Here is a 22719-nt window from a genome sequence, read left to right as displayed (position 1 = left end):
TGGATGACGCCCACCGGAAGGTGCCTCGGCGCGGTGACTGCCGCTGGTGGACAGGAGACTGGGATGAGCGACCGGACCCGCAGTTCGGTGCGTGCCGACTCCCGTGAGGAGACCGGCACGACGGACGCGGGGACGCCGCCCGAAGCCGGCTCCGGAGCAGTCGGCGACGGGGCCACCGCGGCGGCCGGTGCGAGCGGAGCCGGGAGCGACCGGCCCGGCTTCGACGACTCCGCTCGTCGGGGGGCCACCGGCGCGGGCAGCGGTCGCTCCGGGAGTGCCCGGGCCGAGACCGCGCGCCCTGCCGCCGGCCGCACCGCCACCCCGACCGACCCCCCGCCGGTCGACGCCACCCAGGCGGTCACGCTGCCCCCGACCGGTGCCACACCACCGCGGGCCGCCCGTCCCGCCGGCGCCCCCACCGACGGTGGCCCCGGCGGTGCCGCCGGGACGGCGCGGGCCAACGGGAAGAGCCGCGGCCCCCGGCGGGCGCGGCTGCAGCTGCGGCACATCGACACCTGGTCGGCGCTGAAGATCTCGCTGGTCGTCTCCATCGCGCTCTTCTTCGTCTGGATGGTCGCGGTCGGCATCCTGTACGGGGTGCTCGGTGGTCTGGACGTGTTCGACACCCTCAACGACGTCTTCAGCCAGCTGCGCACCTCCGACGAGGGCGGCGGCGACGTCATCACCGCGGGGGTCGTCTTCGGCGGCGCCGCGGTGATCGGCGCGATCAACGTCGTGCTCCTCACGGCGCTGTGCACCGTCGCGGCGTTCGTCTACAACCTCTGCTCGGACCTCGTCGGTGGCCTCGAGGTCACCCTCGCCGAGCGCGACTGACGAAGGACCCCCTGCCCCCACTCCTCGCGAGCTCGGACCGGGGCGCTGCAGGGGGGCCGTGTCAGGCGACTGGGAGCGGCCAGGTAAGCTCTTCTCTGGTCCACGGGCCTGTAGCTCAGGCGGTTAGAGCGCATCCCTGATAAGGATGAGGCCGGAGGTTCAAGTCCTCCCAGGCCCACCCGTGCACCAGGATCCGGCCGGCTCGTACGAGCCGGCCGGGCCCGGTCACCGAGAGCGGTCGCCGGGTCGCGGTGACCGCACCGTCCGAGGAGGTCACCGGGTGCTGAAGAAGCTGGCGGTCGCAGCGATCGCTGCCAGTGCCGTCGTCGCCGTCCGCAAGCGTTCGGCCGGCAAGGGCGAGGCCGACCTGTGGGCCGAGGCCACCCGCGGACCGGGCTCGGTCAGCACCCCCCGCTCCTCCTGATCCACCGCACGGCTCCGGCCGTGCTCCGGGGACGTAGCTCAATTGGCAGAGCACCGCCTTTGCAAGGCGGGGGTTAGGGGTTCGATTCCCCTCGTCTCCACTCCAGCCGCCGACGGCGCGGGCGCGTGCACCCGGGTGCCCCGGCGAGCCGGCGGACCGCAGTGGGAGAGTGGTGTCGTGACCGAACAGACTCCCGCCGCACGGCGCGCCGTCCTGCACACCAACCACGGCGACATCACCGTCGACCTGTTCCCCGACCACGCCCCCAAGACGGTCGCGAACTTCGCCGACCTGGCCGAGGGCGCCCGCGAGTGGACGCACCCGGCCACCCGGGAGAAGACCACCGACAAGCTGTACGACGGCACGATCTTCCACCGCGTCATCAGCGGCTTCATGATCCAGGGCGGCGACCCGCTGGGCCAGGGCTTCGGTGGCCCGGGCTACCAGTTCGGCGACGAGTTCCACCCGGAGCTGTCGTTCGACCGCCCCTACCTGCTGGCGATGGCCAACGCCGGTCCGGGCACCAACGGCTCGCAGTTCTTCATCACCGTGGGCCCGACGCCGCACCTCAACCGCAAGCACACCATCTTCGGCGAGGTGGCCGACCAGGCCGGCCGCGAGGTCGTCGACCGGATCGCCGCCGTGCGCACCGGCCGCAACGACCGCCCCGTCGACGACGTGGTGATCGAGTCGGTCGAGGTGCAGCGCAGCTGACCACCCCTGACGGGACCGGGGGCACCGGCGGGGCCGACCCGCAGCCGGTGCCCCCGCCCGCGACCTGCTACCGGCACCCGGACCGGCCCACCGGGGTGCGCTGCACCCGCTGCGGCCGGCCGATCTGCCCGGAGTGCATGATCCCGGCGTCGGTCGGCTTCCAGTGCCCCGACGACGTCCGCGTCGGCGCGGCCGAGGTCCGGCGCCCGCGCCGGACCACCGGGGCGCGGCTGGCCGGCCGGCGCTGGGGCGTGGTCACCCTCACGTTGATCGCGCTCAACGTCGCCGTCGCCCTCGCGACGGCGGTCTCCGCGGCCACCGTGGACGTCAACCCGTTCAACAGCTTCTCCTCCCCGCTGCAGAACGACTTCGCGACGAGCCCCTACGCGGTCGACGCCGGTGAGTGGTGGCGGGTGGTCACCAGCGCGTTCACCCACGTGGGGCCGGTGCACCTGGCCCTGAACATGCTCGCGCTGCTGCTGTTCGGCTCCGAGCTGGAGCGGCAGCTGGGCCGCTGGCGCTTCCTGACCGTCTACCTGGTCTCCGCGCTGGGGGGCTCCGCGGCGCTGCAGGTGTTCGGGTCGTACTACGGCGGGGTGGTCGGCGCCTCGGCCGCCATCTACGGCCTGCTCGGCGGGCTGGGCGTCGTGCTGCTGCGCCAGAAGCAGGACCTGCGGGGCCTGCTCACGCTGTTGGCGATCAACCTGTTCATCAGCTTCCTGCCCGGGGTGTCTCTGCTGGGCCACCTGGGCGGGCTGGTCGCCGGTGCGGTCACCGCCGCCGTCCTCGTGGGTGCACGGCGCCACCGGGCCCTCCAGGTCGCCGGGGTGGCGGCGGTCGTCGTCGTCCTGCTGGTGCTGGTGTTCGGCGGGCTGCGCTAGCGCGGGTTGCCCGGGGCGAGCAGCGCCTCGGCCACCACGGCCGGGTCGGCACCGAGATCGCGGCGGCCCAGCACTACCAGGACGGCGTCGTCGCGGCCGTCCTCCAGCTCGAGCGTGCGCCCCCGGATCCCCCAGCGACGCTGCTCGCGCAGCCGCACCCGCAGCGCCGGCCGGGAGATCGTCGTCGTCCCGGTCATCCTCCGCACCGTGACGCCCTCCGGCCCGCTGTGCAGGCGTGGGCGCAGGACGGCATCGCGAACGGCGATCCCGCCGAGCAGGAGAGCGGCGGCGCCGAGCAGCAGCCTGCCCGCCGGGTCGGAGAACGCGGCGCCCGCCGCCAGAGCCAGGCCGACGGCGGCCAGGGCGACCGTCTCGCCGACCCGTGGGGACCACTGCACCCGACCAGCTTGTCAGCCGTCCGTGGTGTACTCCGTCCAGGAGACCTGCATCACTCCACCGGGTTCACCCCGGCCGGGTCAGCGTCGACACGAGGAGGGGTCATGCGCGATGCCGTCATCTGCGCCGCGGTCCGCACGCCGGTGGGCCGACGTCGGGGTGGGCTCGCCGGCGTCCACGCCGTCGACCTGTCGGCGACCGTGCTCGCCGCGCTCGCCGCGCGCACCGGGATCGACCCGGCGGAGGTCGACGACGTGGTCTGGGGCTGCGTCACCCAGGTCGGGGAGCAGACCGCCAACGTCGGCCGTCTCGCCGTTCTCGCCGCCGGCTGGCCGGAGTCGGTGCCCGGCACCACCGTCGACCGGCAGTGCGGCTCCTCGCAGCAGGCCGTCGCCTTCGCCGCCGCGGCGGTCGTCAGCGGGCAGGCCGACCTGGTGGTCGCCGGCGGCGTGGAGTCGATGAGCCGGGTGCCGATGGGCTCCTCGGCCGGCGACGGCACGGCCGGCAGCCCGCTGGGCCCGGCCTTCCTGGCCCGGTACGGCGGGGTGGCCCCGCACCAGGGCGTGGGCGCGGAGATGATCGCCGCCCGGTGGGGGCTCAGCCGCACGGAGCTCGACGAGTACGCGCTCCGCTCGCACGAGCGGGCCGGCAAGGCGCAGGCCGACGGCGCGTTCGACGAGGAGCTGGTCGCCGTCACCACCCCCGAGGGCACGCTGGTCACCGCTGACGAGGGCATCCGCAGCGGCGGCACGCTGGAGCGGCTGGCCGCGCTGCCCACGCCGTTCCAGGCCGACGGGGTGGTCAGCGCGGGCAACGCCAGCCAGATGTCCGACGGCGCCGCAGCCCTGCTGGTCACCACCTCCGGCCGCGCCGCCGCGCTGGGGCTGACGCCGATCGTCCGGGTGCACACCACGGTCGTGGCCGGTGGCGACCCGGTGATCATGCTGACCGCCCCGATCCCCGCCACGCGCAAGCTGCTGGACCGCGCGGGGGTCGGGCTGGCGGAGATCGGGCTGTTCGAGGTGAACGAGGCGTTCGCCTCCGTACCGCTGGCCTGGCTGTCCGAGACCGGCGCTGATCCGGCGCGGGTGAACGTCCGCGGCGGGGCGATCGCCCTCGGTCACCCGCTCGGCGCCTCCGGGGCGCGGATCATGACGACGCTGGTGCACGCCATGCGGTCCACCGGCACCCGCTACGGGCTGCAGACGATGTGCGAGGGCGGCGGCCTGGCCAACGCGACCCTGCTGGAGCTCGTGACCGACTGACCGCTCGCGGTCCACAGCGAAGGGCACGACCGCAGTCCCCTGCGGTGGGCTCCGCCGTTCCTCCACAGGGCTGGGAAGTCGACAACACGCCCGGGAACGGCCCGTCACGCTCCTGGTTTGCGTCTCGAGCGGTCGGGTAGTAGGGGCTCGTCCGTATGCCACGGAGCGGATGTGTGACCCCGGACTTCCACAGGTGTGTACACAGCTGGGGACGGAGTTCCACGGGTGTAGTTACCCCGCTGCCGTTTCTGCCCCACGAGTCACACGCCCCACGTACGCGCAGGTCAGCGTCCCGGAAGGGCGTCTCTCGACTCCACATGTGGTGGACAACCCGGTGGACATCGGCCCGCGCCACCTGTGGACGGAGCGGACCGCTGTGCACAGTCGGACGCTGCGTGGTGTCCCGCTCACGCCGCTGACCTGCGCGGAGACGTCAAGTCGACCCTGCCCGGCGGTCACCGCGGGCGTCACGGGCCCTGGGAACGACGGAGGCCCCCGTCCCCAGGGGGACGAGGGCCTCTGTGGCGCGAGCGGCCGGTCAGCGCCAGCGCATCGACATGACCAGGCCGGCCACCATGGCGCCGAACCCGATCGCGAAGTTCCAGGCGCCCAGGGAGACCATGAAGCCCAGGTCCTGGCCGGCGACGTAGTAGACGACGATCCACAGCAGGCCGAGCAGCATCAGCCCGATCATCACCGGCGCGTACCAGCGGGGACTGGGCTCGGCCGCCCGTGCCCGTGCCGTCGAGGACGGGAGCACGCCCTCGGGCGGCGTGTAGACCGACTTCTTGCGCACCTTGGACTTCGGCACCTGAGCGGACTCCCTCCCGGGCCGGGGCACTGTCGCCCCGGCATGACCTCCTCCCAGCCTAAGCTCCTGGGAGAACCGGCCGTGCCCGAGACGGGCCGCGTCCCCTGTCCGGGTACCCGGACCGACCCCCAGGAGGTACCGGTGGCCCGGTGGTCCCACCCCTCGGTCTGGACGGCGCTGGTGCCCGTCGTCGCCCTGGCGGCCGGGCTGCTGTTCGCCACCTCCGGGCAGACCGCCCGCGGCACCGACCTGCGGGCCGGGGAGATCACCGAGCTGTCCGAGCTCATCCGCCAGCGGGACGCCGTCGCCGCCCGTCAGCAGGAGGAGCTGGTCCGGCTGCAGAGCCGGATCCAGGCGCTCACCGACCAGGCGGCCACCCGTGACGTGGAGGTCGCGGCCGTGCAGGCCGGGTCCGAGCGCGCCCTGGCCGCCGCGGGGCTCACCCCCGTGCGCGGGTCCGGGGTGCAGATCGTGCTGGACGACGCCCCGCGCCCGGTCGGCGGTGGACTGCCCAGCGGTGCCACACCGGATGACCTCGTCATCCACCAGTCCGACGTGCAGGGCGTGGTCAACGCGCTGTGGGCTGCCGGCGCCGACGGGGTGGCCATCATGGGCCAGCGGCTGATCGCCACCAGCGCCGTCCGCTGCGTCGGCAACACCCTCCTGCTGCAGGGCCGCACCTACTCCCCGCCGTTCGTCATCACCGCGGTCGGGAACTCCGAGGAGATGCGCAGCGAGCTGGCGGCCTCGCGTGAGGTGACGGTGCTGCGCCAGGCCGCCGAGGCGTACGGCCTCACCTACCGGGTGTCCGACGAGCGGCAGGTGTCGCTGCCGGCCTACGAGGGCCCGCTGGACGTGCGGTACGCGGAGGTCGACGCCGGCTGATCCCCCGCCGGGTGACCCGCAGGTGACGGGAGGGAGACCGGACGTGTACACCTGGATCCGGCGGCACCTCCCCGGGGGGCACCGCCGGCGAGCGGTCGTTTCGCCGGTGCTGGTCCCGGGGATCGCGCTGCTCCTGTTCGTCGTCTCCCCGTGGATCGAGCCTGCCTTGCCTCTCGCCGACGTGCTTCCCGCCGACGTGCTTCCCGCCGACGTGACGGTGGACCTGTGACCGCCTCCGCCCCCGTGGTGCGGCGGCCGGTGCTGGTCGTCGACAACTTCGACAGCTTCGTCTACAACCTGGTCCAGTACCTGGGGCAGCTGGGCGTGCCCAGCATCGTGCGGCGCAACGACGCGGTGACGATCGCCGAGCTCGGCGACCTGGACGTCGCCGGGGTGCTGCTCTCGCCGGGGCCGGGCACGCCGGTGGACGCCGGGGTGACCGTGCCGATGGTGCGGGCCGCCGCCGAGGCCGACCTGCCCGTGCTGGGCGTGTGCCTGGGGCACCAGGCGATCGCCGAGGCCTTCGGCGGTGTGGTGGGCCGGGCACCGGAGCTGCTGCACGGCAAGACCAGCGAGGTGGTCCACGACGGGGTGGGCGTGCTCGCCGGGCTCCCCTCACCGTTCACCGCGACCAGGTACCACTCGCTGGCCGTGGAGGCCGGCAGCGTGCCGGCCGAGCTGGAGATCACCGGGCGGACGCCGTCGGGGATCGTGATGGCGTTGCGGCACCGGGAGCTGCCGATCGAGGGGGTGCAGTTCCACCCCGAATCGGTGCTGACCGAGGGCGGGCACCAACTGCTGGCCAACTGGCTCACCCGGTGCGGGCTCGCGCCCGACCCCGACGTGGTCGCCTCGGCCGCCGCGACCGTCCACCGGCTGACCACGGCCACCGTCTGACCTCCGCAGCGCCCCGCTCGACGACGAGGGCCCCTCCCCGGTGTTCCCGGGGAGGGGCCCTCGTCGTCGGTGCCGGTTGCTCAGCCGCCCGGGGGCGGCGCCGTCTCGGTCGCCGTCTCGACCGGCGTCTCGGTCGCCGTCTCGGTGGGGGTCGCGGTGGGTTCGGGGTCGGTCGGCTCGGGGACGGCGAGCAGCAGGGTGATCGTGTCGCTCGCGGTGACCTGGGTCCGCGCGCCCGGCTCGGTGCCGACCACGGTGCCCGGTGCGACGTCGCCGCGCTCCACGTTCTGCGCGGTGACGTTCCCGGCCGGGATTCCGGCGTCGAGCAGAGCCTGTCGGGCTGCCTGCTCGGTCTGCCCGGAGACGTCGGGCAGCTCGACGCTGCCGGTGGAGATGCCGAGGGTGAACGTCTGGTCCGGAGGGGCCTGGGTGCCCTCACCCGGCGAGATGGACACCACGCGGCCCGCCGGCTCGAGGGAGTCCACCTGGCTGGCGTTGACGATCCCGGTGAACCCGGCGGTGGTCAGACTGTTGCGCGCACCGGACTCGGTCAGGCCGATAACCTCGGGCACGGTCACCGCCTCCGGGCCGGCGCCGATGACCAGCGCGACGGGGGTGCCGGGCTCGACCTCCTCGCCGGCGGCCGGGTCGGAGCGCAGGACCCGGTCGCGCTGCTCCTCGGTGCTCGGTTCGGTGGTGATGGTCCCCTCGGTCAGGTCCGCCGCCACGATCTCGGCCAGCGCCTCCTGGCGGGTGAGGTCGACCAGCGTCGGGACGGTGGCCATCTCGACCACCGGCTCGGTCGGCTCGTCATCGCCGTTGAGCGTGATGAGGACCCCGACGACGGCGGCGATGAGCACCAGCGCCCCCACGACGGCGGCGATGACCCGGTTCCGCTTGCGCTTCCGGGCCGCCTCGTCGTCCTCGGCGTCCCAGTCCCGGTCGTCGTAGCCCTGGGGGCCGACGGCCGCGCCGTTCATGATCGTCGTCTTCTCGGCGTCGCTCATCACCGGCGTCGCCTCGACGCGCTGGCCGGCGACGGCACGCAGCAGGTCCGCCCGCATCTCGGCGGCGGACTGGTACCGGTTGGCCGGGTTCTTGCTCATCGCCTTGAGCAGGATGGCGTCGAGCTCCGGCGGGATCTCCGGGTTGATCGACGACGGCGTCCGCGGGTCCTCGCGCACGTGCTGGTAGGCGACCGCCACCGGGGAGTCGCCGGTGAACGGCGGGCTCCCGGTGACCAGCTCGTAGAGCAGGCAGCCGGCGGAGTAGACGTCGGAGCGCGCGTCGACGCCCTCGCCGCGGGCCTGCTCGGGGGAGAGGTACTGCGCGGTGCCGATGACCGCGGCCGTGGAGGTCATGGTCGCGGCCGAGTCCGACACCGCCCGGGCGATGCCGAAGTCCATCACCTTGACCGTGCCCTGCGGCGTGATCATGACGTTGCCGGGCTTGACGTCCCGGTGCACGATGCCGTTCCGGTGGCTGAAGTCCAGCGCCGCGCAGATGTCGGCGGTCAGCGACATCGCCCGCTCCGGCGACAGCCGGCGCTCGTGCCGGACCACGTCGCGCAACGTCTCGCCCTCGACGTACTCCATGACGATGTAGGGCGTGGCTCCGGTGGCGGTGCGGTCCTCACCGGTGTCGTAGACGGCGACGATCGCCGGGTGGTTCAGCGAGGCCGCGGCCTGCGCTTCGCGGCGGAAGCGGACCTGGGAGGAGGGGTCGCGGGCGAGGTCCTGGCGCAGGACCTTGACGGCGACCTCACGGCCGAGCCGGAGGTCACGACCGCGGTGCACCTCCGCCATGCCGCCGCGGCCGAGCACCCCGCCGATCTCGTAGCGCTCACCGAGCACCTGGGGGCTGGTCATCGGGGTTCCTCTCGGGGCGTGCGGTGGACAGGCGCCGACGACCGGGTCTGCGCCACGCCGTCGCGGAGCCTAATCGCTGACGGGGGGCGCACCGGCGCGACGCGAGCAGCGCGTGACTCGAGGGTCACGGGGTGTCCTCGTTGCCTCGTAGGCCGTCCTGCACGGCCGCACTCGTCTCCGCCGTGGTGGTCGTCGCCGCAGATGTCGTCGTCTCTGCCGTGGTGGTCGTCGCCGCAGTCGTCGACGTGGCGGTGCCACCGGTGGGCTCGGACGTCACGGTCATGGTGGTGACGACGGTCGTCGGGCTGTCGTCGTCCCGGCCCGGGGGCGGCGGTGCGGCGGTACGGGTGCCGCCCTGGCCACGGGTGGGCGAGGGCGAGTTCGGTCCCGTGGACGGAGTGGGGGCCGTGGTCTCCTCCTCCGCGTCCGGGTCGTAGCCCTCGGCGGTGACGTAGAGCACCACCTCCTGGCCCCGGTCCAGCGGCCCGCGGCGCGGGTCGGCGGTGACGACCGTGCCGGCGCCCAGCTCGCGCCCGACCTGCGCCAGTTGCGCGTCCGTGGCGTCTTCCCGGCGCACCACCAGGTCGAGGGCGGTCAGCCGCTCGGTCACCTCGTCGACCGGGTCCCCGACGTAGTAGGTGATGTCGAAGTCGACGCCGCCGGTGGCGTTGGTGCTCGCCGGCGCGGTCTCGGTGACGGACGGGGTGTCGCGGCCCGCGGTGGTCTCGCCACCGTCACCGCTGGTGAGCAGCGCGAACGCGCCACCGGCCACGGCGAGCACGAGGACGACCGCGCCGATGACCATCAGCAGCCTCCGACGCCGGTCCGCGGGGTCCGGCTCGTCGGCGTCCCACCTGCTGGCCGACCAACGGTCCTCGTCGACCGCGCCGGCGGCGAGCGGGGGCATCGTGCGGGGAGCGGTCGCCGGACCACGGACGGCGCCCGGGTCGGTGGCCGGGATCATCGTGGTGGAGATCCCGTCCTGGTCCAGGACGGTGGTCATGGCGGTGCTGGGCGGGACCTGGCCGCCCGCGGCCACCTGCCGGACGACGGCGGCGAAGGCGCCGCCGTCGGGGAAGCGGGCGGCGGGGTCCTTGGCCAGGGCGCGCTCGATCAGTGCCCGCACCGGCCGTGGCACGTCGGCGGGCATCGGCGGGGGCGGCCGGTTGATCTGGGCCAGCGCGATGGCGACCTGGGACTCCCCGTCGAAGGGGCGCACCCCGGCGACGCACTCGTAGCCCAGCACGCCCAGGGAGTAGACGTCGGAGGCGGCGGTGACGACGTGCCCCTGCGCCTGCTCCGGGGAGAGGTACTGGGCGGTGCCCACGACCATGCCGGTGCGGGTGAGCGGCGCGGCGTCCCGGGCGTAGGCGATGCCGAAGTCGGTCAGCTTCACCACGCCGTCGGGCCGGACCAGCAGGTTCCCGGGCTTGATGTCGCGGTGCACCATGCCGGCCGCGTGCGCCGCCGACAGCCCCTCGCCGGCCTGCCCGAGGACGTCGAGGGTCTGCTGGGGGGTCAGCCGGCCGCGCTCGGCCAGGATCGTCACCAGCGGCTTGCCCTCGACGAACTCCATGACCAGGTACGCCAGGCGCTGCCCGCCCTCGCTCCCGTCCGACGGGTCAACCGTCTCCCCGTAGTCGTAGACCGAGGCGATGTTGGGGTGGGACAGGGCGGCGGTGTGCCGGGCCTCGTTGCGGAAGCGGATGAGGAAGTTCGAGTCGCCGGTGTACTCGCTCTTGAGGATCTTCACCGCGACCGTGCGGCCCAGGGTGAGGTCCTTGGCCTGCCACACCTCGCCCATCCCGCCGGTGGCGATCGGGGCGGTGATCTCGTAGCGGCCGGCCAGCACGGTGCCCACGCGCACGGCCATCAGCCGCCGGCCCCCAGCCGGGCCTCGAGGACCTGCCGGGCGATGGGCGCGGAGGTGTCGCCACCGGTGCCCCCGCTGTTGCGGACGAAGACGGCGACGGCGATCTGCGGGTCCTCGGCGGGGGCGAAGCCGATGAACCAGTTGTGCTCGGGTCGTTCGCCGTCCTGGGCCGTACCGGTCTTGCCGGCGACCTGCACGCCGCTGATCCGGGCCCGGCGACCGGTGCCGTCGTCCACGACGCTGGTCATCATCTCGGTGAGCTGCTCGGCGACCTCGGGCGACACCGCCTCGGACATCTCCTCCGGCGCGGTCTGGTCGATGACGCTGAGGTCGGGCGCGGTGACCGAGTCGACCAGGTAGGGCTTCATCAGCGTGCCGTCGTTGGCCACGGCGGCTGCGATCATCGCCGCCTGCATCGGGGTGAGCGCCACGTCCCGCTGGCCGATCGAGGTCTGCCCGAGGGCCGCGTCGCTCTCGATGTCACCGATCTGGCTGCCGACGACCGGGAGCGGGATCTCGAAGTCCTCCTCGTCGATGCCGAAGTCCTCGGCCGCGTCGCGGATGGCGTCCTCACCCAGGTCGATGCCCAGCTGGGCGAAGGCGGTGTTGCAGGAGATGGTGAGCGCGTCGATCAGCGTCTGCTCGTCGTTCGGGCTGCAGGCCTCGTTGCCGAAGTTCCGCAGCGGGGTCCTCGTCCCGGGCAGGGTGTAGTCCCGAGGGGCCGCGATGACCGTCTCCGGGGTGTGGTCACCGGTGGCGAGGGCGGCGGCGGAGACGATCACCTTGAAGATCGAGCCCGCCGGGAAGCGCTCCTCGAGCGCGAAGTTGGTGAGCTGGTCGTCGGTGAGCGACTCCCGGTACGCGCGGATCGCGGCCGGGTCGTGCGAGGACAGCTGGTTGGGGTCGTAGGTGGGTGTGCTGGCCAGGCCGAGGACGGCGCCGGTCGAGGGGTCGAGGGCGACCACCGCGCCGGCCAGCCCGTCGAGCCCGGTCAGCCCGTCCATCGCCGCCTGCTGCACGGCCGGGTCGATGGTGAGCTCCACGTTGCCGCCGGCCGGGTCGCGGCCGGTGAGGATGTCGGTGAGCCGTCGGAAGGCCAGGCGCGCGTCGGTACCGGCGAGGACGTCGTTCGCCTCGTCCTCGATGCCGGTGCGGCCGTAGATGAGCGAGTAGTAGCCGGTGACCGGGGCGTACACCGGCCCCTGCGGGTACTGCCTCAGGTAACCCAGCCGGCTGCCCTCGCTGGGCACGGAGGTGGCGACCTCGTTGCCGGCGACGACGATCGAACCGCGCTCCTGGTCGTACTCCTCGACCAGCGTGCGGGTGTTGCGCTCGTGCCCCCGCAGGGAGTCGGCGCGGATCACCTGGATGACGTTGACGTTGACGATGAGCAGGGTGAACAGCACCAGCACGCTGATGGCCACCTTGCGCAGGGGTGCGTTCACGGGCGGACGACCTCGGTGGGGGCGTCACGCTGCTGGTGATCGGTGCGGTGGTGGGTCGCGGTCATGGCCGGACCACCTCCGTGGGGGCGTCGGTGAGCTTCTGCGGGCTGGCCGGCGGCGGGGTGGCGGGGCGGCGGGCGGCGTCGCTGATCCGCACCAGCAGCGCGACCAGGCCGAAGTTGGCCACCAGCGAGGAGCCGCCGTAGGCGAGGAAGGGCGTGGTGATGCCGGTCAGGGGCAGCAGGCCGGTGACGCCACCGAGCACCACGAAGACCTGCCAGGCGATGGCGAAGGCCAGCCCGGCGGACAGCATCTTGCCGAAGCCGTCGCGCACGATCAGCGACGTGCGCAGGCCCCGCTCGACGAACACCAGGTAGAGCACGATGACGGCGACCAGGCCGAACAGGCCCAGTTCCTCACCGATCGCCGCGGCGATGAAGTCGCTCTTGGCGACCGGTACCTGGTCGGGGCGTCCGCCGCCGAGGCCGGCGCCGAACATGCCGCCGGTGCCGAGCCCGAAGAGCGACTGCACGACCTGGTAGCCGCCCTCGTCGATGTGCCCGAAGGGGTTCAGCCAGGTGTCCACGCGCACCCGGACGTGGCCGAACAGCTGGTAGGCGACGAACGCGCCGCCGGCGAACAGCAGCAGGCCGATGACCAGCCAGCTGGCGCGCTCGGTGGCGACGTAGAGCATCACCACGAAAATGCCGAACAGCAGCAGCGAGCTGCCCAGGTCGCGCTCGAAGACCAGCACCAGGATCGAGGCGGCCCACGCGAGGAGCACCGGGCCGAGGTCCCGGCCGCGGGGGAGCTCGAGGCCGGCCACCTTGCGGCTGGCCAGCGCCAGCACGTCGCGCTTGTCGACCAGGTAGGCGGCGAAGAAGACGACCAGGCAGATCTTGGCGAACTCGCCGGGCTGGATGGAGAAGCCGGCCACCCGGATCCACAGCTTCGCGCCGTAGACCTCCGAGATCGATGACGGGAGCACCCCGGGGATGGCCAGCAGGACCAGACCGACCAGGGCCAGCGTGTAGGCGAACCGGGCGAGCACCCGGTGGTCGCGGACGACGACCAGCACGGCGACGAAGAGCACCAGCCCGACGGTCGCCCACAGCAGCTGGATCGGGGCGTCCTCGCGCGTGGCGGGGGCGCCGACCTGCTCGCCGGCGATGTCCAGCCGGTGGATCATCACCAGGCCGAGCCCCACCAGGACCGCGACGCATGGCAGCAGCAGCGGGTCCGCGTAGGGGGCGAAGCGCCGCACGACGACGTGCGCCACCGCCCACAGCGCGGTGAACCAGGTGCCGAAGGTGGCGAGCTCGGGGCTCAGCGACCCGGTGACGGTCAGGTCGACGATGCACTGGGCGGCGAGGGTGATGAGCACCGCGAAGCCGAGCAGTGCGAGCTCGGTGCCCCGCCGGGTGGGGACCGGTGTGCCGCCGGTGGCGACGGCGCGCGGGTCGGTGCCGGGACCGGTCATCAGTCGACCTCCCGGCAGTCCACCCCCGGCTCGCCCGAGCTGGAGGGCCGCGCGGCCGTGCCGGTCGGGCTCGCCGTGGGGGTGTCAGCGGGAGAGTCGGCAGCGGAGGAGGTGGTGGCCGGGGGAGCCTGCTCGGTGGGCGCAGGCACGGTGGGCGCGGGCACGGTGGGCGCGGGGGCCGAGCTGGTGGGGGCCGAGCTGGTGGCGGCGGCGGTGCTCGGGATGGTGCGGCAGACGGGCAGGCGTTGATCGCGCAGGTTGGCGAGGATCCGCTCGGCGTCGGTCAGGTCGTCTGCGGCGATCCCGTCGGACACCCGGTTGCGGGCGGCCTGGGTCAGGTCGCTGGTGGCCAGGCCGGTGGTGTGGTCGAGCCGGTAGAGCTCGAGCCCGGCGATCGAGGCGTCGACGCCCCGGAAGACGGCGACCTCGTCGCCGTCGTCGGCCGCGGCGACGCCGACGAACCAGTGGCTCATCACGAACAGCCAGCCCCCCAGCGCCGCGGCGATCAGCAGCACCACCGCCGTCCCGCCGATCAGCGCGGTGCGCAGCGGGCGGCGGGCCCGGCCGGGGGACGGTCCGGCGGTGGCGCCGGCCACCGGCGGGCCCGGCGAGTTGTGCGCCAGGGCGGCCCGGCCCGCCGCCGACCGCGGGTCGACCTCCCGCTGGCCGGCGTTGTCCCCGGCGGCGCCGTCGACGACCGGCTCGATCAGCCCACCACGGCCGTCGTCCTCGACGACGTCGGCGACGATGCAGGTGATGTTGTCCGGCCCGCCGCTGCGCAGCGCCAACTCGATCAGCCGGTCGGCCGTCGCCTGCGGGTCGGCCTCGGTCAGCGCCTGGGCGAGGGTCTCCTGGCTGACCACCCCGGAGAGGCCGTCGGAGCACAGCAGGTAGCGGTCGCCGTCGCGGGTGTCGCGGATCGAGAGGTCGGGCTCGACGTCCTGGCCGTTGAGGGCCCGCAGCAGCAGGGAGCGCTGCGGGTGGCTGTTCGCCTCCTCCTCGGTGATCCGGCCTTCGTCGATCAGCGACTGCACGAACGTGTCGTCGTGGGTGATCTGGTGCAGCTGCCCGTCGCGCAGCAGGTAGGCGCGGGAGTCGCCGACGTGGCACAGCGCCACCCGGGCGCCGGCGAAGAGGATCGCGGTGAGCGTGGTGCCCATGCCCTCCAGCTGGGGGGACTCCCGGATCACCTCGCGCAGGTGCTCGCTGCCATCGAAGACCGCGGACCGGAGGGCCTGCAGCAGGTCACCCGAAGGGGCGTCGTCGTCGAGGTGCTCGAGCGCGGCGATCACCACCTTGCTGGCGACGTCACCGGCGGCGTGGCCGCCCATGCCGTCGGCGACGGCGAGCAACCGGGGCCCGGCGTAGACCGAGTCCTGGTTGGTGCCGCGGATCAGCCCGCGGTCGGAACGCGCGGCGTAGCGCAGGACGAGGCTCATGAGCGGAGCTCCAGCACGGTCTGCCCGATCCTGATCGGCTGGCCGGGGGACACCAGCAGCGGCCCCTGCACTCGCTGCTGGTCGAGGTAGGTGCCGTTGGTCGACCCGAGGTCCTCGACGTACCACTGGCCGCCGCGGTTGGTCAGCCGGGCGTGCCGGGAGGACGCGAAGTCGTCGGTCAGCACGAGGGTGGAGTCGTCGGCGCGGCCGATGAGGATGGCCTGGTCGCCGAGGGTGATCCGGGTGCCGGACAGCGGGCCGGCGGTGACCACCAGGTGACGGGGCCCGCGGGAGCGCTTGCGGCCGGTCTGCGCGCGTGGGGGCACCGAGGCGACCCGGCCCGCGCGGCCACCGAACAGGTCGGCGCGGACCACCCGGAAGGCGGCGAAGATGAACAGCCAGAGCAGCAGCAGGAACCCGAAGCGGAAGGCCTGCAGCACGATCTCAGCGGGCACCGGACCCCCCCGGGACCGCGGTCACGCGCCGTCCTGCCGGTAGACCAGCACGGAGTGGCCGATGCGGATGACGTCGCCGTCGGCGAGCTCCTGCCGGGTGACCCGGCGGCCGTTGACCAGCGTGCCGTTCGTGGAGCCGAGGTCCTCGACGGCGACCCGGTTGCCGGTCAGCTGGACGTCGGCGTGCTTGCGGCTCACCCCGGTGTCGGGTAGCCGGACGTCGGCGTCGGTGCCCCGGCCGAGCACGTTGCTGCCCTGCTCGAGGACGTGCTTGGTGCCCGGGCCGTCGACGACGAGCACGTGGGAGGTGCGCTGGCCCGCGAGGCCGACGGCGCCCGCATCGGGGCCGGGAGCGCCCTGCACACCCGCCAGCGGGGGGAGCGGCGGCAGGCCGGGGGGAGCTCCCGGTGCCGGCTCGGCGCGGTGCGGGGCGCCGCGGTCACCCACGTGGGAGGAGACCTCGAAGACCCCGGTGCGCAGTTCCTCGTCGCGCTCCAGGTGCACCTCGATGTCACCGAAGGTCTGGTACCCCTCGGACTCGACGTGCTCGGCGACCATGTCGGCCAGCTCGGCCGCCAGCTGCTCGGACCACTCGGCGAGGTTGTCGTGGTCGGAGGGCCCGAGGGTCACGGTGAAGACGTTGGGGGCCAGGACGCGGCCACCACCCATCACGGAGCGCTGCTCGTCGGCCTCGCGCTGCAGGGCGTGGGCGATCTCGGCGGGATGCACCTTGCCCTTGAAGACCCGGGCGAAGGCCAGCCCGACCATGCCCTCCAGTCGCCGCTCGAAGCGCTGCAGCACGCCCACAGTCGCTCCTCCGCCCTCTGCCGACCTCCCGTTGCCCTGAGCGTCGATCGTAACCGGGCGGAGCCTCCCGGACCGGTCGCACGCCGCAGGCGCTCCGGACGATCTCGTCCGCCCGGAGTGGAGGCCACCTGTCTACCAGCGTCCCGCCGCCGGGGTGGTCGCCGCGCCGGGAGAACCGGTACCGAGCGGTCTCCCAGGGGGTGCCGTCGGGTGCCTCCGCCGGGCTGCTAGTGTTCTCCCTCGCCAGGGCAAGTGGCGGAATGGCAGACGCGCACGGTTCAGGTCCGTGTGTCCGAAAGGACGTGGGGGTTCAACTCCCCCCTTGCCCACCAGTTCCTGGGGAATCCCCCAGGGGCTAGAGACAGAGACCGGCAGCGCCGCCCCAGGGGGGGCTGCCGGTCTTCTCTGTCCGGAGCCGGTGATGCGGCGCAACGATCCGCCGCTGCAGGGGCGACTGCGCCCGAGCAGCCACCCGGCACAGCTACGTCCATGCCTTCCGGACTGGACGCCCGTCACCGCGCCGCCGCTCGCGTCGCCGGCATCCGCTCGCCCTACCCGGGCACCGACGCGCTGCCGGCCAAGCCCGGTGCGCGTCACCGGGGCGATGCCGCCGCCGACGTCCTGGCGCCCGTCGTGCACCTCTCCGACCGCACGCCGAGGCCTGCACGCGACGGCGCCATCCGGCTCGCGCACGCGCCGCGGATCGACGCGCAGAACCGGGTCAACCTCGGCAAGGCGCTGGCCGCGCTGGGCTGGAACCCGCAGACCCTGCTCGTCGCCGCCCGGGAGAACGGCCACGTCGTCATCCGCGCCGCCGTCGACAGCCCGCTGCTGACCCGGGTGCCGGTCGACGCCAACCGGCGGCTGACCCTGCCGCCGGCCGTGCTCGCCGCCCTCGACGTCCGCTCCGGCGACCAGGTGCTGGCCGGTGTCGTCGTCAACACCGCGGAGCTGCACTTATTCGCAGCCGCCGATGCCCTGCAGCTGCTGATCGGTGCGCTGCCAGCCGCAGCGCAGGCCGAGGGCTCACCGGAGTTCGCGCCGGTCCCGCGGGCCGCCGGAGGCAGCCGAATCCGGAGCCGCTGGCAGGCCGCCGACGGCGGTGCTCGGACCGGTGGTGACGGCCGCGCGGGGAACTGACTGCCCAACTCACCGAGGTGCGCACCGTGCCGGTCGTCCAGACGGCAACCGAACGGAGCGAGCCCCATGTCCCGCAACACCACCATCCTCGCGCAGTACCTCTGCTCACTCAGCGAGGAGCCCGACGACGACTGCGACTTCGTGCTCGTCGAGAACTACAGGGACATCGCGGCGGTGATGAGCATGCCCTTGGGTCCCGACCGGGTAAGCAGCGACGACCGCTGGGCCGAGACGCGCAGCCAGGTGCTTCCCGACGGCCGAGCGTTCTACGCGGTCATCTCCCGCGAGGCCGACGGCGGGCTCGCGGCCACCGGGCACGCCGACCCCCACTCGATGGCGCGGGAGTACCTGCGCGTCAGCGAGGACATCCTGGGCCGCCCGCGCGGCACCAACATCGGCAAGGCCGGGGTTGACTACCTCCTCCACCGGATGGTGGCCGACGAGAACGACACGTTCTTCCAGGTCGTCGGGCTGACCTTCCACGGCGCCATCGGCGTCGTCTCCTTCGACCTCGTGGGGCTGGACGACCACGGCGAGCCCGTCCCGGGTACCGAGAGGAGCGTCTTCAGCCTCGACGGCTGGGAGGTCCTCTGACCGCGACTCCACCTGAAGGCCCTACACACGCTTCCGCGAGCGAGTGGAGGGCCTTCTGCCGTTCCGCGTCCAGGGGAGCTGAACGACGGAGCGACGGCCCGGGGCTGGATCACGGACGCCAGCCGGGCGCAGGGCTGCCCGGCTCGAGCCCCGCCGCGGTCCTCTCGCCGACGACTACGGACACCTGACCGTTCCCGCGCCAGCGTGAGAGCCGGCCCCGACCTCCCGGCCGGTGATCCTCGCCGCCGGCGACTGCGCAGCGGCCGATCGCCCGCACCGTCCGGGTCGTCAACACCCGAGCCGGCGCCGCCGGCCGCACCGAGGAGAACCCATGTCCAACCCCGAGCCGACCGCTGAGACCAGCCGCGAGACCGCCGCTCTCGCCGACCCTCTCGCCGAGTATGCCGCGGCGATGGCGAAGGTTCGCCAGCTCGTCGACGCCGGACTCGTCACCCCCGAGGCCCTGGGCTTCACGACCGCGGCCGCCGCCGGTGGCCCGGCCACCAGCCTCGTTCCCGGCGAGCGCATCACCGTCGCCGACCTGGCCACGAAGACCCTCGCCGGGCTCACCGGTGGCACGAAGAGGACGTACCGCTCTTACATCCGCTTCCTGGCCGAAGGCTGGCCGCTGGACGTGCCGCCGGAGGAGAAGGTGTACCAGGGCCTGGGGGCCATGTGGGCCGACGAGGTCCTGCCCAGCCACCTCGAGGAGGCCCTCCGCCACATCGAGTCCCGCGCCCTGGACAGCGCCGCCACCCGGGCGGTCAAGCGTGAGGCCGCTGGGCGGGAGGTCCGCACCAGCACCGCGGGCGGCGCGAAGTACAACGCCGTCGGCGCCTGGCGGCGCATGTTCAAGGTCGCTGTCAAGGACCGTCACCTCGCCAAGGCCTTCGACCCCTCTCAGGAGGTGGCCAAGCCCAAGCGCAACGACGGCACCCGGATGGCCTTCGAGCAGCACCAGCTCGACGAGGTGTGGGCGGTGGCTACCGGGACGGGCGACGACCCAGTGCTCGACGAGCACATCCTGGAGACCATCCTCATCGCCGGGGCCCGCCAGGAGGGCGTCCTCAACCTGACCCTCGGCGGGCTCGACCACGTCGAGTGCACCATCCGGCTCGACGAGAAGTTCGGCAAGGTCGTACACCAGCCGGTGCCGGACTGGTTCGTCGCCAAGCTGCACGCCTTCGCGGTCGGCCGGGGCGCGGCCCGGCCCGGCGACGCGGTCTTCCGCTACCACCCGGACAGCCGCCGACGCGGTGTCCCCATCGGCAGCCGCCGCTTCGACTACCTCTTCGAGGACCGCATCCAGGCCCGCCTGGCCTGGGCGGACAAGGAGCAGGTCACCGGCCACACCGTGCGCCACCACGCCATCACGGTGGTGGAGCGCGAGTTCAGCCACGCGGTGTCGGTGGCCTTCGCCAGGCACGAGCCCGAGGGCGTCAACGGCCGGTACACGGTGGCCCGGCCGAAGGAGGTCGCCGCTGCCGTCATCGCGCTCTACGGCGGCGACCACCCGTGGCTGCACCGCGAGCCGCGGCCTCGGACCGACTGAGCCCAGGCCTTCAACGTCAGCAGGGCCCCGCCACCAGGTGGGGCCCTGCCGCGTTCCGCAGCCAGCCAACTCGCCGCTCGTGGCACGCCCTGGTCATGCCGTTCGACGAACCCCGGGCGCGACTGCACTGCTCGGTGAGCCCCGGACCGTAGGGATCCGACCAACTGCCGAAGTGAACAGGAGGGCCAACCATGTGGGTGATCGTGCGCCAGGGGGACTGGGTGGGCGGCAATGACGACGTCCTGGCCATCGTGGGTCCGTTCGCGACCGAGGCCCAGGGCAGGGCGGCGATGGAGCGGATGCTGGCCGACCTGCCGACGCCTCCATTCCGGCACGAGCGACTCTCGTTGATCCACGGGGCGCCGGGCTGAGCGACGGGAGCACCGAGCACCACACGCCGTCGCTCGTGACTGCGAGTGGGGGAGCCGACGACCGGCGCCAGACAAGCCGAGGCTGCGAGCTGTCCACAGGCGAGCGCCACGGTCAGAAGTCGTCATCGACGGCGTCGGCCCGGATTCGCTGCGGGAGTAGCGCGAGCATGCGGCGGTTGTCCGCGACCCGCGCGGCGGCGGCGGACGGGCCGCCGAGCAGGTCGATCCCGAGGACGGTGGCGGCCTCGATCGCGACACCGAGGGTGACTGACGGGGCACCCCTCTCGACGGCGCGGACCGTACCGAGCGCCACGCCGACTCTCTGAGCGAGCTCGGTCTGGGACCAGCGGCGCTCGCGGCGGACCCGCGCGATCTCCGTGCCGAGGGCAATGCAGACCCCGCGCGTCGGCTCGGAGTAGACCGCCACGCGGCGGGGCATCGGACACACCTCCCTCAGTTGGCATGAGATTGCGCCTTACGAGACATAAGGCGCAATCTCTTGTCAATCTGCTAGTGGTTGAGGCCGGCAGAGCCCCCACTCGGAGCGAGACAAGCACCGTGGCGGGCGGGTCACGTGCCAACCGAGGTGAGCGGGTGGGGTTTGTCGTCCTCGGCGACCAGTAGCTGCTGGCGGTACAGACGGAGGTGTCCAGCGCCTGGCGGGCGCGGTCGGCGACCGCCGACGGTCACGAGGCACGCGGAACCCCCGCGGGCGATGGTTGCTGGGGGGAGGAGCGATCGCTCCTCCCCTCAGCGGGTGCTACAGCGGGTGCCCGCCGCGCGCGAGGGCGCGGGACGCTTCCTGCAGGTGACCGGTGAGAGTGCTGCGCAGCATCTCGGCGGTCGCGCGGATGTTGGACAGCGCCTTGTCGGCTTGTGACATGTGGCGTGTCAGCTCGTCCCATCTCGGGAGGAGTTCCAGCGCGTGATCGACCGCGCCCTGTGCGCGACCGAGGTCGACGGACGCGCCCGGCTGCTCTCCGGCGGCGATGACCAGGCTCAGCTCCCTGAGAACCGACAGCGCCAGGGTGAACGCAGCCGGATCATCGGCCGCGACGACGAAGTCGACCGCGCCGACCCGGCAGAACCGGCTCGGACCCGGGACGTGGGTTTCGTCCGGCACCACCAGCAGGCCGACAGTGGCCCGGCGAACACTTCGCGCATCGAGGAGGGCCTGCTGAGCTTCGCGGACGCTGAGTGCCCGGGTGCGGTTCTTGCACTCCACCGCGATGGTGGGACGCGCCCCGCTTCCGAGCACGCACAGGACGACGTCGCCCGCCTTGCGGCTGCTGCTGCCCGGCGCCGGCGTCGACCCCACGTGCTCGACCACGTCGCCGGTCGCCGCCGCGAAGGACGCGAGGTGGTCGGCGACCACGGTCTCCCAGGAGGCCCCGGCCACGTTCGGGTTGCGACGGCCGGCTGCCTGCCCCGCCTGCTGGGCCTGGATCATGCCGCGTACGGCGGCGAGCCCCTCGGCCAGTTCCCGGCGCGCGCCGTCGACGCTGGCGGTGATCTCCCTCTTGGCGGCCGACAGCGGTGACATCGGGTTCTCCGTCGACAGGGTGCTTCGTACCTGCTCCGTGTGGGACGAAACGACCCGGGCCAGCTGACCCAGGGCCTCCGCTTGGACGGTGCTCGCGGCCCGCCGGACCGCCTCCTGGACGTTCGCGGCTTCGCCGCCGAGCACGGCCGAGACCCGTGCCGGTAGATCGGCCAGCGCAGCGGCGGCGGCCTGGCGGGTGGCCTGCTCGGTGTCGGCGAGGCGAGCGGTGAGCTCGTCCAGCTGTGCGACGGTGGCCGTCGCACGGGTCGCGAGGGCCTCCTCGAAGCCGCTCAGGGCTCGCTGGACGACCGCGTCGACGTCGGTGCCGCGCTGCAGCTCGCCAGCCATCAGGCCGACGGTGACGGCACGGGTCACGGTCTCCTCGAGGGAGGCCGGGCCGTGCGCGGCCAGCTCTCGCCGGGCGATCGCGACCACCTCGCGGTGTGTCACCCGCAGGCGGCGGACCTCCAGGGCGTCGCCGGAGACGATGACGCTCCCGCTGCGGCCCCGCTGGGCCGGAAGGGCGGTCATCGCGGCAGCTCCGCCTGGAGCAGCTGAGCGACCGTGACGGGTGGCCCGTCACCGAGGCGGCGGCACGTCAGGCAGTCGGCAGCCCGGGTCAGCGGGTCGCCGGTGTGCTCGGCCTGCAGCAGGAGCAGATGCAGGCCGGTCTCGATCACCCGGAAGTCCTCCGGGTGGCGGCTGCGCAGTGCTTCCTCGATCGCCACGACGGCGTCGAGCAGCTCCCGCTCGTCGGCGCCGCCGTGGGCCTGGGCCGAGATCAGCCGGGACGACGCGGCCAGCCAGCTCGACAACAGCCGGCGGAGATCCCGGTCGCGGTGCGCGGCCTCGGCCGCGGGGGACGTCGGTCCGGGGACCGGCAGGGGACGGATGGATTGGGACACGGTGGGCCCTTCGGGTTGCTGGGCGCCGGGGGGGGGGGGGGGGGGGGGGGGGGGGGGGGGGGGGGGGGGGGGGGGGGGGGGGGGGGGGGGGGCGGGGGGGGGGGGGGGGGGGGGGGGCGGGGGGGGGGCGGGGGGGGGGG

General features: G+C 73.6%; 24 protein-coding genes and 3 tRNA genes. 15 read left to right on the top strand and 12 right to left on the bottom strand.

Annotated features, from left to right (window positions below):
• Window positions 1-63: 63 nt before the first annotated feature.
• The 6 genes from ACI783_RS17335 (at window position 64) to ACI783_RS17310 (ending at window position 2853) form a co-directional block, all read left to right on the top strand.
• Window positions 64-834: a DUF3566 domain-containing protein gene (locus ACI783_RS17335; RefSeq protein ID WP_457141595.1), complete on the top strand. Its 771-nt coding sequence runs from the start codon at window positions 64-66 to the stop codon at window positions 832-834.
• A 104-nt stretch (window positions 835-938) separates the two neighbouring features.
• A tRNA-Ile gene (locus ACI783_RS17330) sits at window positions 939-1012 on the top strand.
• Between the two features lie 102 nt (window positions 1013-1114).
• On the top strand, window positions 1115-1258 hold the full coding sequence (locus tag ACI783_RS17325) for a DLW-39 family protein (RefSeq protein ID WP_457141594.1): 144 nt from the start codon (window positions 1115-1117) through the stop codon (window positions 1256-1258).
• 27 nt (window positions 1259-1285) lie between these two features.
• Window positions 1286-1358, top strand: a tRNA-Ala gene (locus ACI783_RS17320).
• 77 nt (window positions 1359-1435) lie between these two features.
• Window positions 1436-1972, top strand: a complete 537-nt coding sequence (locus ACI783_RS17315) for a peptidylprolyl isomerase (protein WP_457083393.1) — start codon at window positions 1436-1438, stop codon at window positions 1970-1972.
• Window positions 1973-2019: 47 nt separating this feature from the next.
• Complete coding sequence (locus ACI783_RS17310) at window positions 2020-2853, top strand: rhomboid family intramembrane serine protease (RefSeq protein ID WP_457141593.1); 834 nt, start codon at window positions 2020-2022, stop codon at window positions 2851-2853.
• On the opposite strand, the gene ACI783_RS17305 is transcribed toward ACI783_RS17310, so the two are convergent.
• On the bottom strand, window positions 2850-3251 hold the full coding sequence (locus ACI783_RS17305) for a PH domain-containing protein (protein ID WP_457141592.1): 402 nt from the start codon (window positions 3249-3251) through the stop codon (window positions 2850-2852). The genes ACI783_RS17310 and ACI783_RS17305 overlap by 4 nt on opposite strands.
• 102 nt (window positions 3252-3353) lie before the next feature.
• Here ACI783_RS17305 and ACI783_RS17300 point away from each other — a divergent pair, with 102 nt between their 5' ends.
• Entirely contained in the window at window positions 3354-4514 is a 1161-nt protein-coding gene (locus ACI783_RS17300; protein WP_457141591.1) for a thiolase family protein, read from the top strand.
• 538 nt (window positions 4515-5052) lie between these two features.
• On the opposite strand, the gene crgA is transcribed toward ACI783_RS17300, so the two are convergent.
• On the bottom strand, window positions 5053-5325 hold the full coding sequence (gene crgA, locus ACI783_RS17295) for a cell division protein CrgA (protein ID WP_457141590.1): 273 nt from the start codon (window positions 5323-5325) through the stop codon (window positions 5053-5055).
• 141 nt (window positions 5326-5466) lie between these two features.
• Here crgA and ACI783_RS17290 point away from each other — a divergent pair, with 141 nt between their 5' ends.
• The 3 genes from ACI783_RS17290 to ACI783_RS17280 are packed head-to-tail and all read left to right on the top strand — an operon-like array spanning window position 5467 to window position 7107.
• Window positions 5467-6210 carry a DUF881 domain-containing protein gene (locus ACI783_RS17290; protein ID WP_457141589.1) on the top strand — a complete coding sequence of 248 codons (744 nt, stop codon included), beginning with the start codon at window positions 5467-5469 and terminating at the stop codon, window positions 6208-6210.
• 43 nt (window positions 6211-6253) lie between these two features.
• Window positions 6254-6439: a hypothetical protein gene (locus tag ACI783_RS17285; protein WP_457141588.1), complete on the top strand. Its 186-nt coding sequence runs from the start codon at window positions 6254-6256 to the stop codon at window positions 6437-6439.
• On the top strand, window positions 6436-7107 hold the full coding sequence (locus ACI783_RS17280) for an aminodeoxychorismate/anthranilate synthase component II (RefSeq protein ID WP_457141587.1): 672 nt from the start codon (window positions 6436-6438) through the stop codon (window positions 7105-7107). Before ACI783_RS17285 ends, ACI783_RS17280 begins: the two co-directional genes overlap by 4 nt.
• Before the next feature lie 80 nt (window positions 7108-7187).
• On the opposite strand, the gene pknB is transcribed toward ACI783_RS17280, so the two are convergent.
• The 7 genes from pknB to ACI783_RS17245 all read right to left on the bottom strand — a co-directional run bounded on the left by pknB (window position 7188) and on the right by ACI783_RS17245 (window position 16474).
• The gene (pknB, locus tag ACI783_RS17275) at window positions 7188-8975 is read right to left on the bottom strand and encodes a Stk1 family PASTA domain-containing Ser/Thr kinase (RefSeq protein ID WP_457141586.1); all 1788 of its coding nucleotides are present in this window, start codon (window positions 8973-8975) and stop codon (window positions 7188-7190) included.
• Between the two features lie 124 nt (window positions 8976-9099).
• Window positions 9100-10848: a protein kinase domain-containing protein gene (locus ACI783_RS17270; RefSeq protein ID WP_457141585.1), complete on the bottom strand. Its 1749-nt coding sequence runs from the start codon at window positions 10846-10848 to the stop codon at window positions 9100-9102.
• A complete protein-coding gene (locus tag ACI783_RS17265) occupies window positions 10848-12293 on the bottom strand; it encodes a peptidoglycan D,D-transpeptidase FtsI family protein (RefSeq protein WP_457141584.1) in 1446 nt (481 codons plus the stop codon). The genes ACI783_RS17270 and ACI783_RS17265 overlap by 1 nt, the downstream gene beginning before the upstream one ends.
• A 61-nt stretch (window positions 12294-12354) precedes the next feature.
• A complete protein-coding gene (locus ACI783_RS17260) occupies window positions 12355-13773 on the bottom strand; it encodes an FtsW/RodA/SpoVE family cell cycle protein (protein ID WP_457141583.1) in 1419 nt (472 codons plus the stop codon).
• On the bottom strand, window positions 13773-15212 hold the full coding sequence (locus ACI783_RS17255) for a protein phosphatase 2C domain-containing protein (protein ID WP_457141582.1): 1440 nt from the start codon (window positions 15210-15212) through the stop codon (window positions 13773-13775). The genes ACI783_RS17260 and ACI783_RS17255 overlap by 1 nt, the downstream gene beginning before the upstream one ends.
• Window positions 15209-15667, bottom strand: coding sequence for an FHA domain-containing protein FhaB/FipA (locus ACI783_RS17250; RefSeq protein WP_457083367.1), 459 nt, complete (start codon window positions 15665-15667; stop codon window positions 15209-15211). Before ACI783_RS17250 ends, ACI783_RS17255 begins: the two co-directional genes overlap by 4 nt.
• A 21-nt stretch (window positions 15668-15688) precedes the next feature.
• Window positions 15689-16474 (bottom strand): FhaA domain-containing protein, encoded by a 786-nt coding sequence (locus ACI783_RS17245; RefSeq protein ID WP_457141581.1) that lies wholly within the window; start codon window positions 16472-16474, stop codon window positions 15689-15691.
• A 246-nt stretch (window positions 16475-16720) separates the two neighbouring features.
• On the opposite strand from ACI783_RS17245, the gene ACI783_RS17240 reads away from it, so the two are divergent.
• The 5 genes from ACI783_RS17240 to ACI783_RS17220 all read left to right on the top strand — a co-directional run bounded on the left by ACI783_RS17240 (window position 16721) and on the right by ACI783_RS17220 (window position 20131).
• Window positions 16721-16806: transfer RNA gene (locus ACI783_RS17240), tRNA-Leu, on the top strand.
• Between the two features lie 157 nt (window positions 16807-16963).
• A complete protein-coding gene (locus ACI783_RS17235) occupies window positions 16964-17614 on the top strand; it encodes a hypothetical protein (RefSeq protein WP_457141580.1) in 651 nt (216 codons plus the stop codon).
• A gap of 66 nt (window positions 17615-17680) precedes the next feature.
• Window positions 17681-18208, top strand: a complete 528-nt coding sequence (locus ACI783_RS17230; protein WP_457141579.1) for a hypothetical protein — start codon at window positions 17681-17683, stop codon at window positions 18206-18208.
• Between the two features lie 331 nt (window positions 18209-18539).
• The gene (locus ACI783_RS17225) at window positions 18540-19760 is read left to right on the top strand and encodes a hypothetical protein (RefSeq protein ID WP_457141578.1); all 1221 of its coding nucleotides are present in this window, start codon (window positions 18540-18542) and stop codon (window positions 19758-19760) included.
• A gap of 191 nt (window positions 19761-19951) precedes the next feature.
• Window positions 19952-20131: a hypothetical protein gene (locus ACI783_RS17220; protein WP_457141577.1), complete on the top strand. Its 180-nt coding sequence runs from the start codon at window positions 19952-19954 to the stop codon at window positions 20129-20131.
• A gap of 112 nt (window positions 20132-20243) precedes the next feature.
• Here the strand turns inward: ACI783_RS17220 and ACI783_RS17215 are convergent, their stop codons facing one another.
• The 3 genes from ACI783_RS17215 to ACI783_RS17205 all read right to left on the bottom strand — a co-directional run bounded on the left by ACI783_RS17215 (window position 20244) and on the right by ACI783_RS17205 (window position 22579).
• Complete coding sequence (locus ACI783_RS17215) at window positions 20244-20570, bottom strand: helix-turn-helix domain-containing protein (protein ID WP_457141576.1); 327 nt, start codon at window positions 20568-20570, stop codon at window positions 20244-20246.
• 321 nt (window positions 20571-20891) lie between these two features.
• Entirely contained in the window at window positions 20892-22205 is a 1314-nt protein-coding gene (locus ACI783_RS17210) for a hypothetical protein (RefSeq protein ID WP_457141575.1), read from the bottom strand.
• Window positions 22202-22579 carry a hypothetical protein gene (locus ACI783_RS17205; protein WP_457141574.1) on the bottom strand — a complete coding sequence of 126 codons (378 nt, stop codon included), beginning with the start codon at window positions 22577-22579 and terminating at the stop codon, window positions 22202-22204. The genes ACI783_RS17210 and ACI783_RS17205 overlap by 4 nt, the downstream gene beginning before the upstream one ends.
• Between the last annotated feature and the right edge of the window lie 140 nt (window positions 22580-22719).

This window comes from Modestobacter sp. SYSU DS0511, assembly GCF_054050755.1.
This window is presented reverse-complemented; position numbering and strand designations above follow the sequence as displayed.

What these genes read in the sequence shown, in the direction of transcription:
- ACI783_RS17225 (WP_457141578.1), top strand. Translation starts at nt 18,540, where the DNA reads ATGTCCAACCCCGAGCCGACCGCTGAGACCAGCCGCGAGACCGCCGCT.
- ACI783_RS17255 (WP_457141582.1), bottom strand. Translation starts at nt 15,212, where the DNA reads ATGAGCCTCGTCCTGCGCTACGCCGCGCGTTCCGACCGCGGGCTGATC.
- ACI783_RS17235 (WP_457141580.1), top strand. Translation starts at nt 16,964, where the DNA reads ATGCCTTCCGGACTGGACGCCCGTCACCGCGCCGCCGCTCGCGTCGCC.
- ACI783_RS17335 (WP_457141595.1), top strand. Translation starts at nt 64, where the DNA reads ATGAGCGACCGGACCCGCAGTTCGGTGCGTGCCGACTCCCGTGAGGAG.
- ACI783_RS17215 (WP_457141576.1), bottom strand. Translation starts at nt 20,570, where the DNA reads ATGCCCCGCCGCGTGGCGGTCTACTCCGAGCCGACGCGCGGGGTCTGC.
- ACI783_RS17230 (WP_457141579.1), top strand. Translation starts at nt 17,681, where the DNA reads ATGTCCCGCAACACCACCATCCTCGCGCAGTACCTCTGCTCACTCAGC.
- ACI783_RS17260 (WP_457141583.1), bottom strand. Translation starts at nt 13,773, where the DNA reads ATGACCGGTCCCGGCACCGACCCGCGCGCCGTCGCCACCGGCGGCACA.
- ACI783_RS17300 (WP_457141591.1), top strand. Translation starts at nt 3,354, where the DNA reads ATGCGCGATGCCGTCATCTGCGCCGCGGTCCGCACGCCGGTGGGCCGA.
- ACI783_RS17270 (WP_457141585.1), bottom strand. Translation starts at nt 10,848, where the DNA reads ATGGCCGTGCGCGTGGGCACCGTGCTGGCCGGCCGCTACGAGATCACC.
- ACI783_RS17210 (WP_457141575.1), bottom strand. Translation starts at nt 22,205, where the DNA reads ATGACCGCCCTTCCGGCCCAGCGGGGCCGCAGCGGGAGCGTCATCGTC.
- pknB (WP_457141586.1), bottom strand. Translation starts at nt 8,975, where the DNA reads ATGACCAGCCCCCAGGTGCTCGGTGAGCGCTACGAGATCGGCGGGGTG.
- ACI783_RS17220 (WP_457141577.1), top strand. Translation starts at nt 19,952, where the DNA reads ATGTGGGTGATCGTGCGCCAGGGGGACTGGGTGGGCGGCAATGACGAC.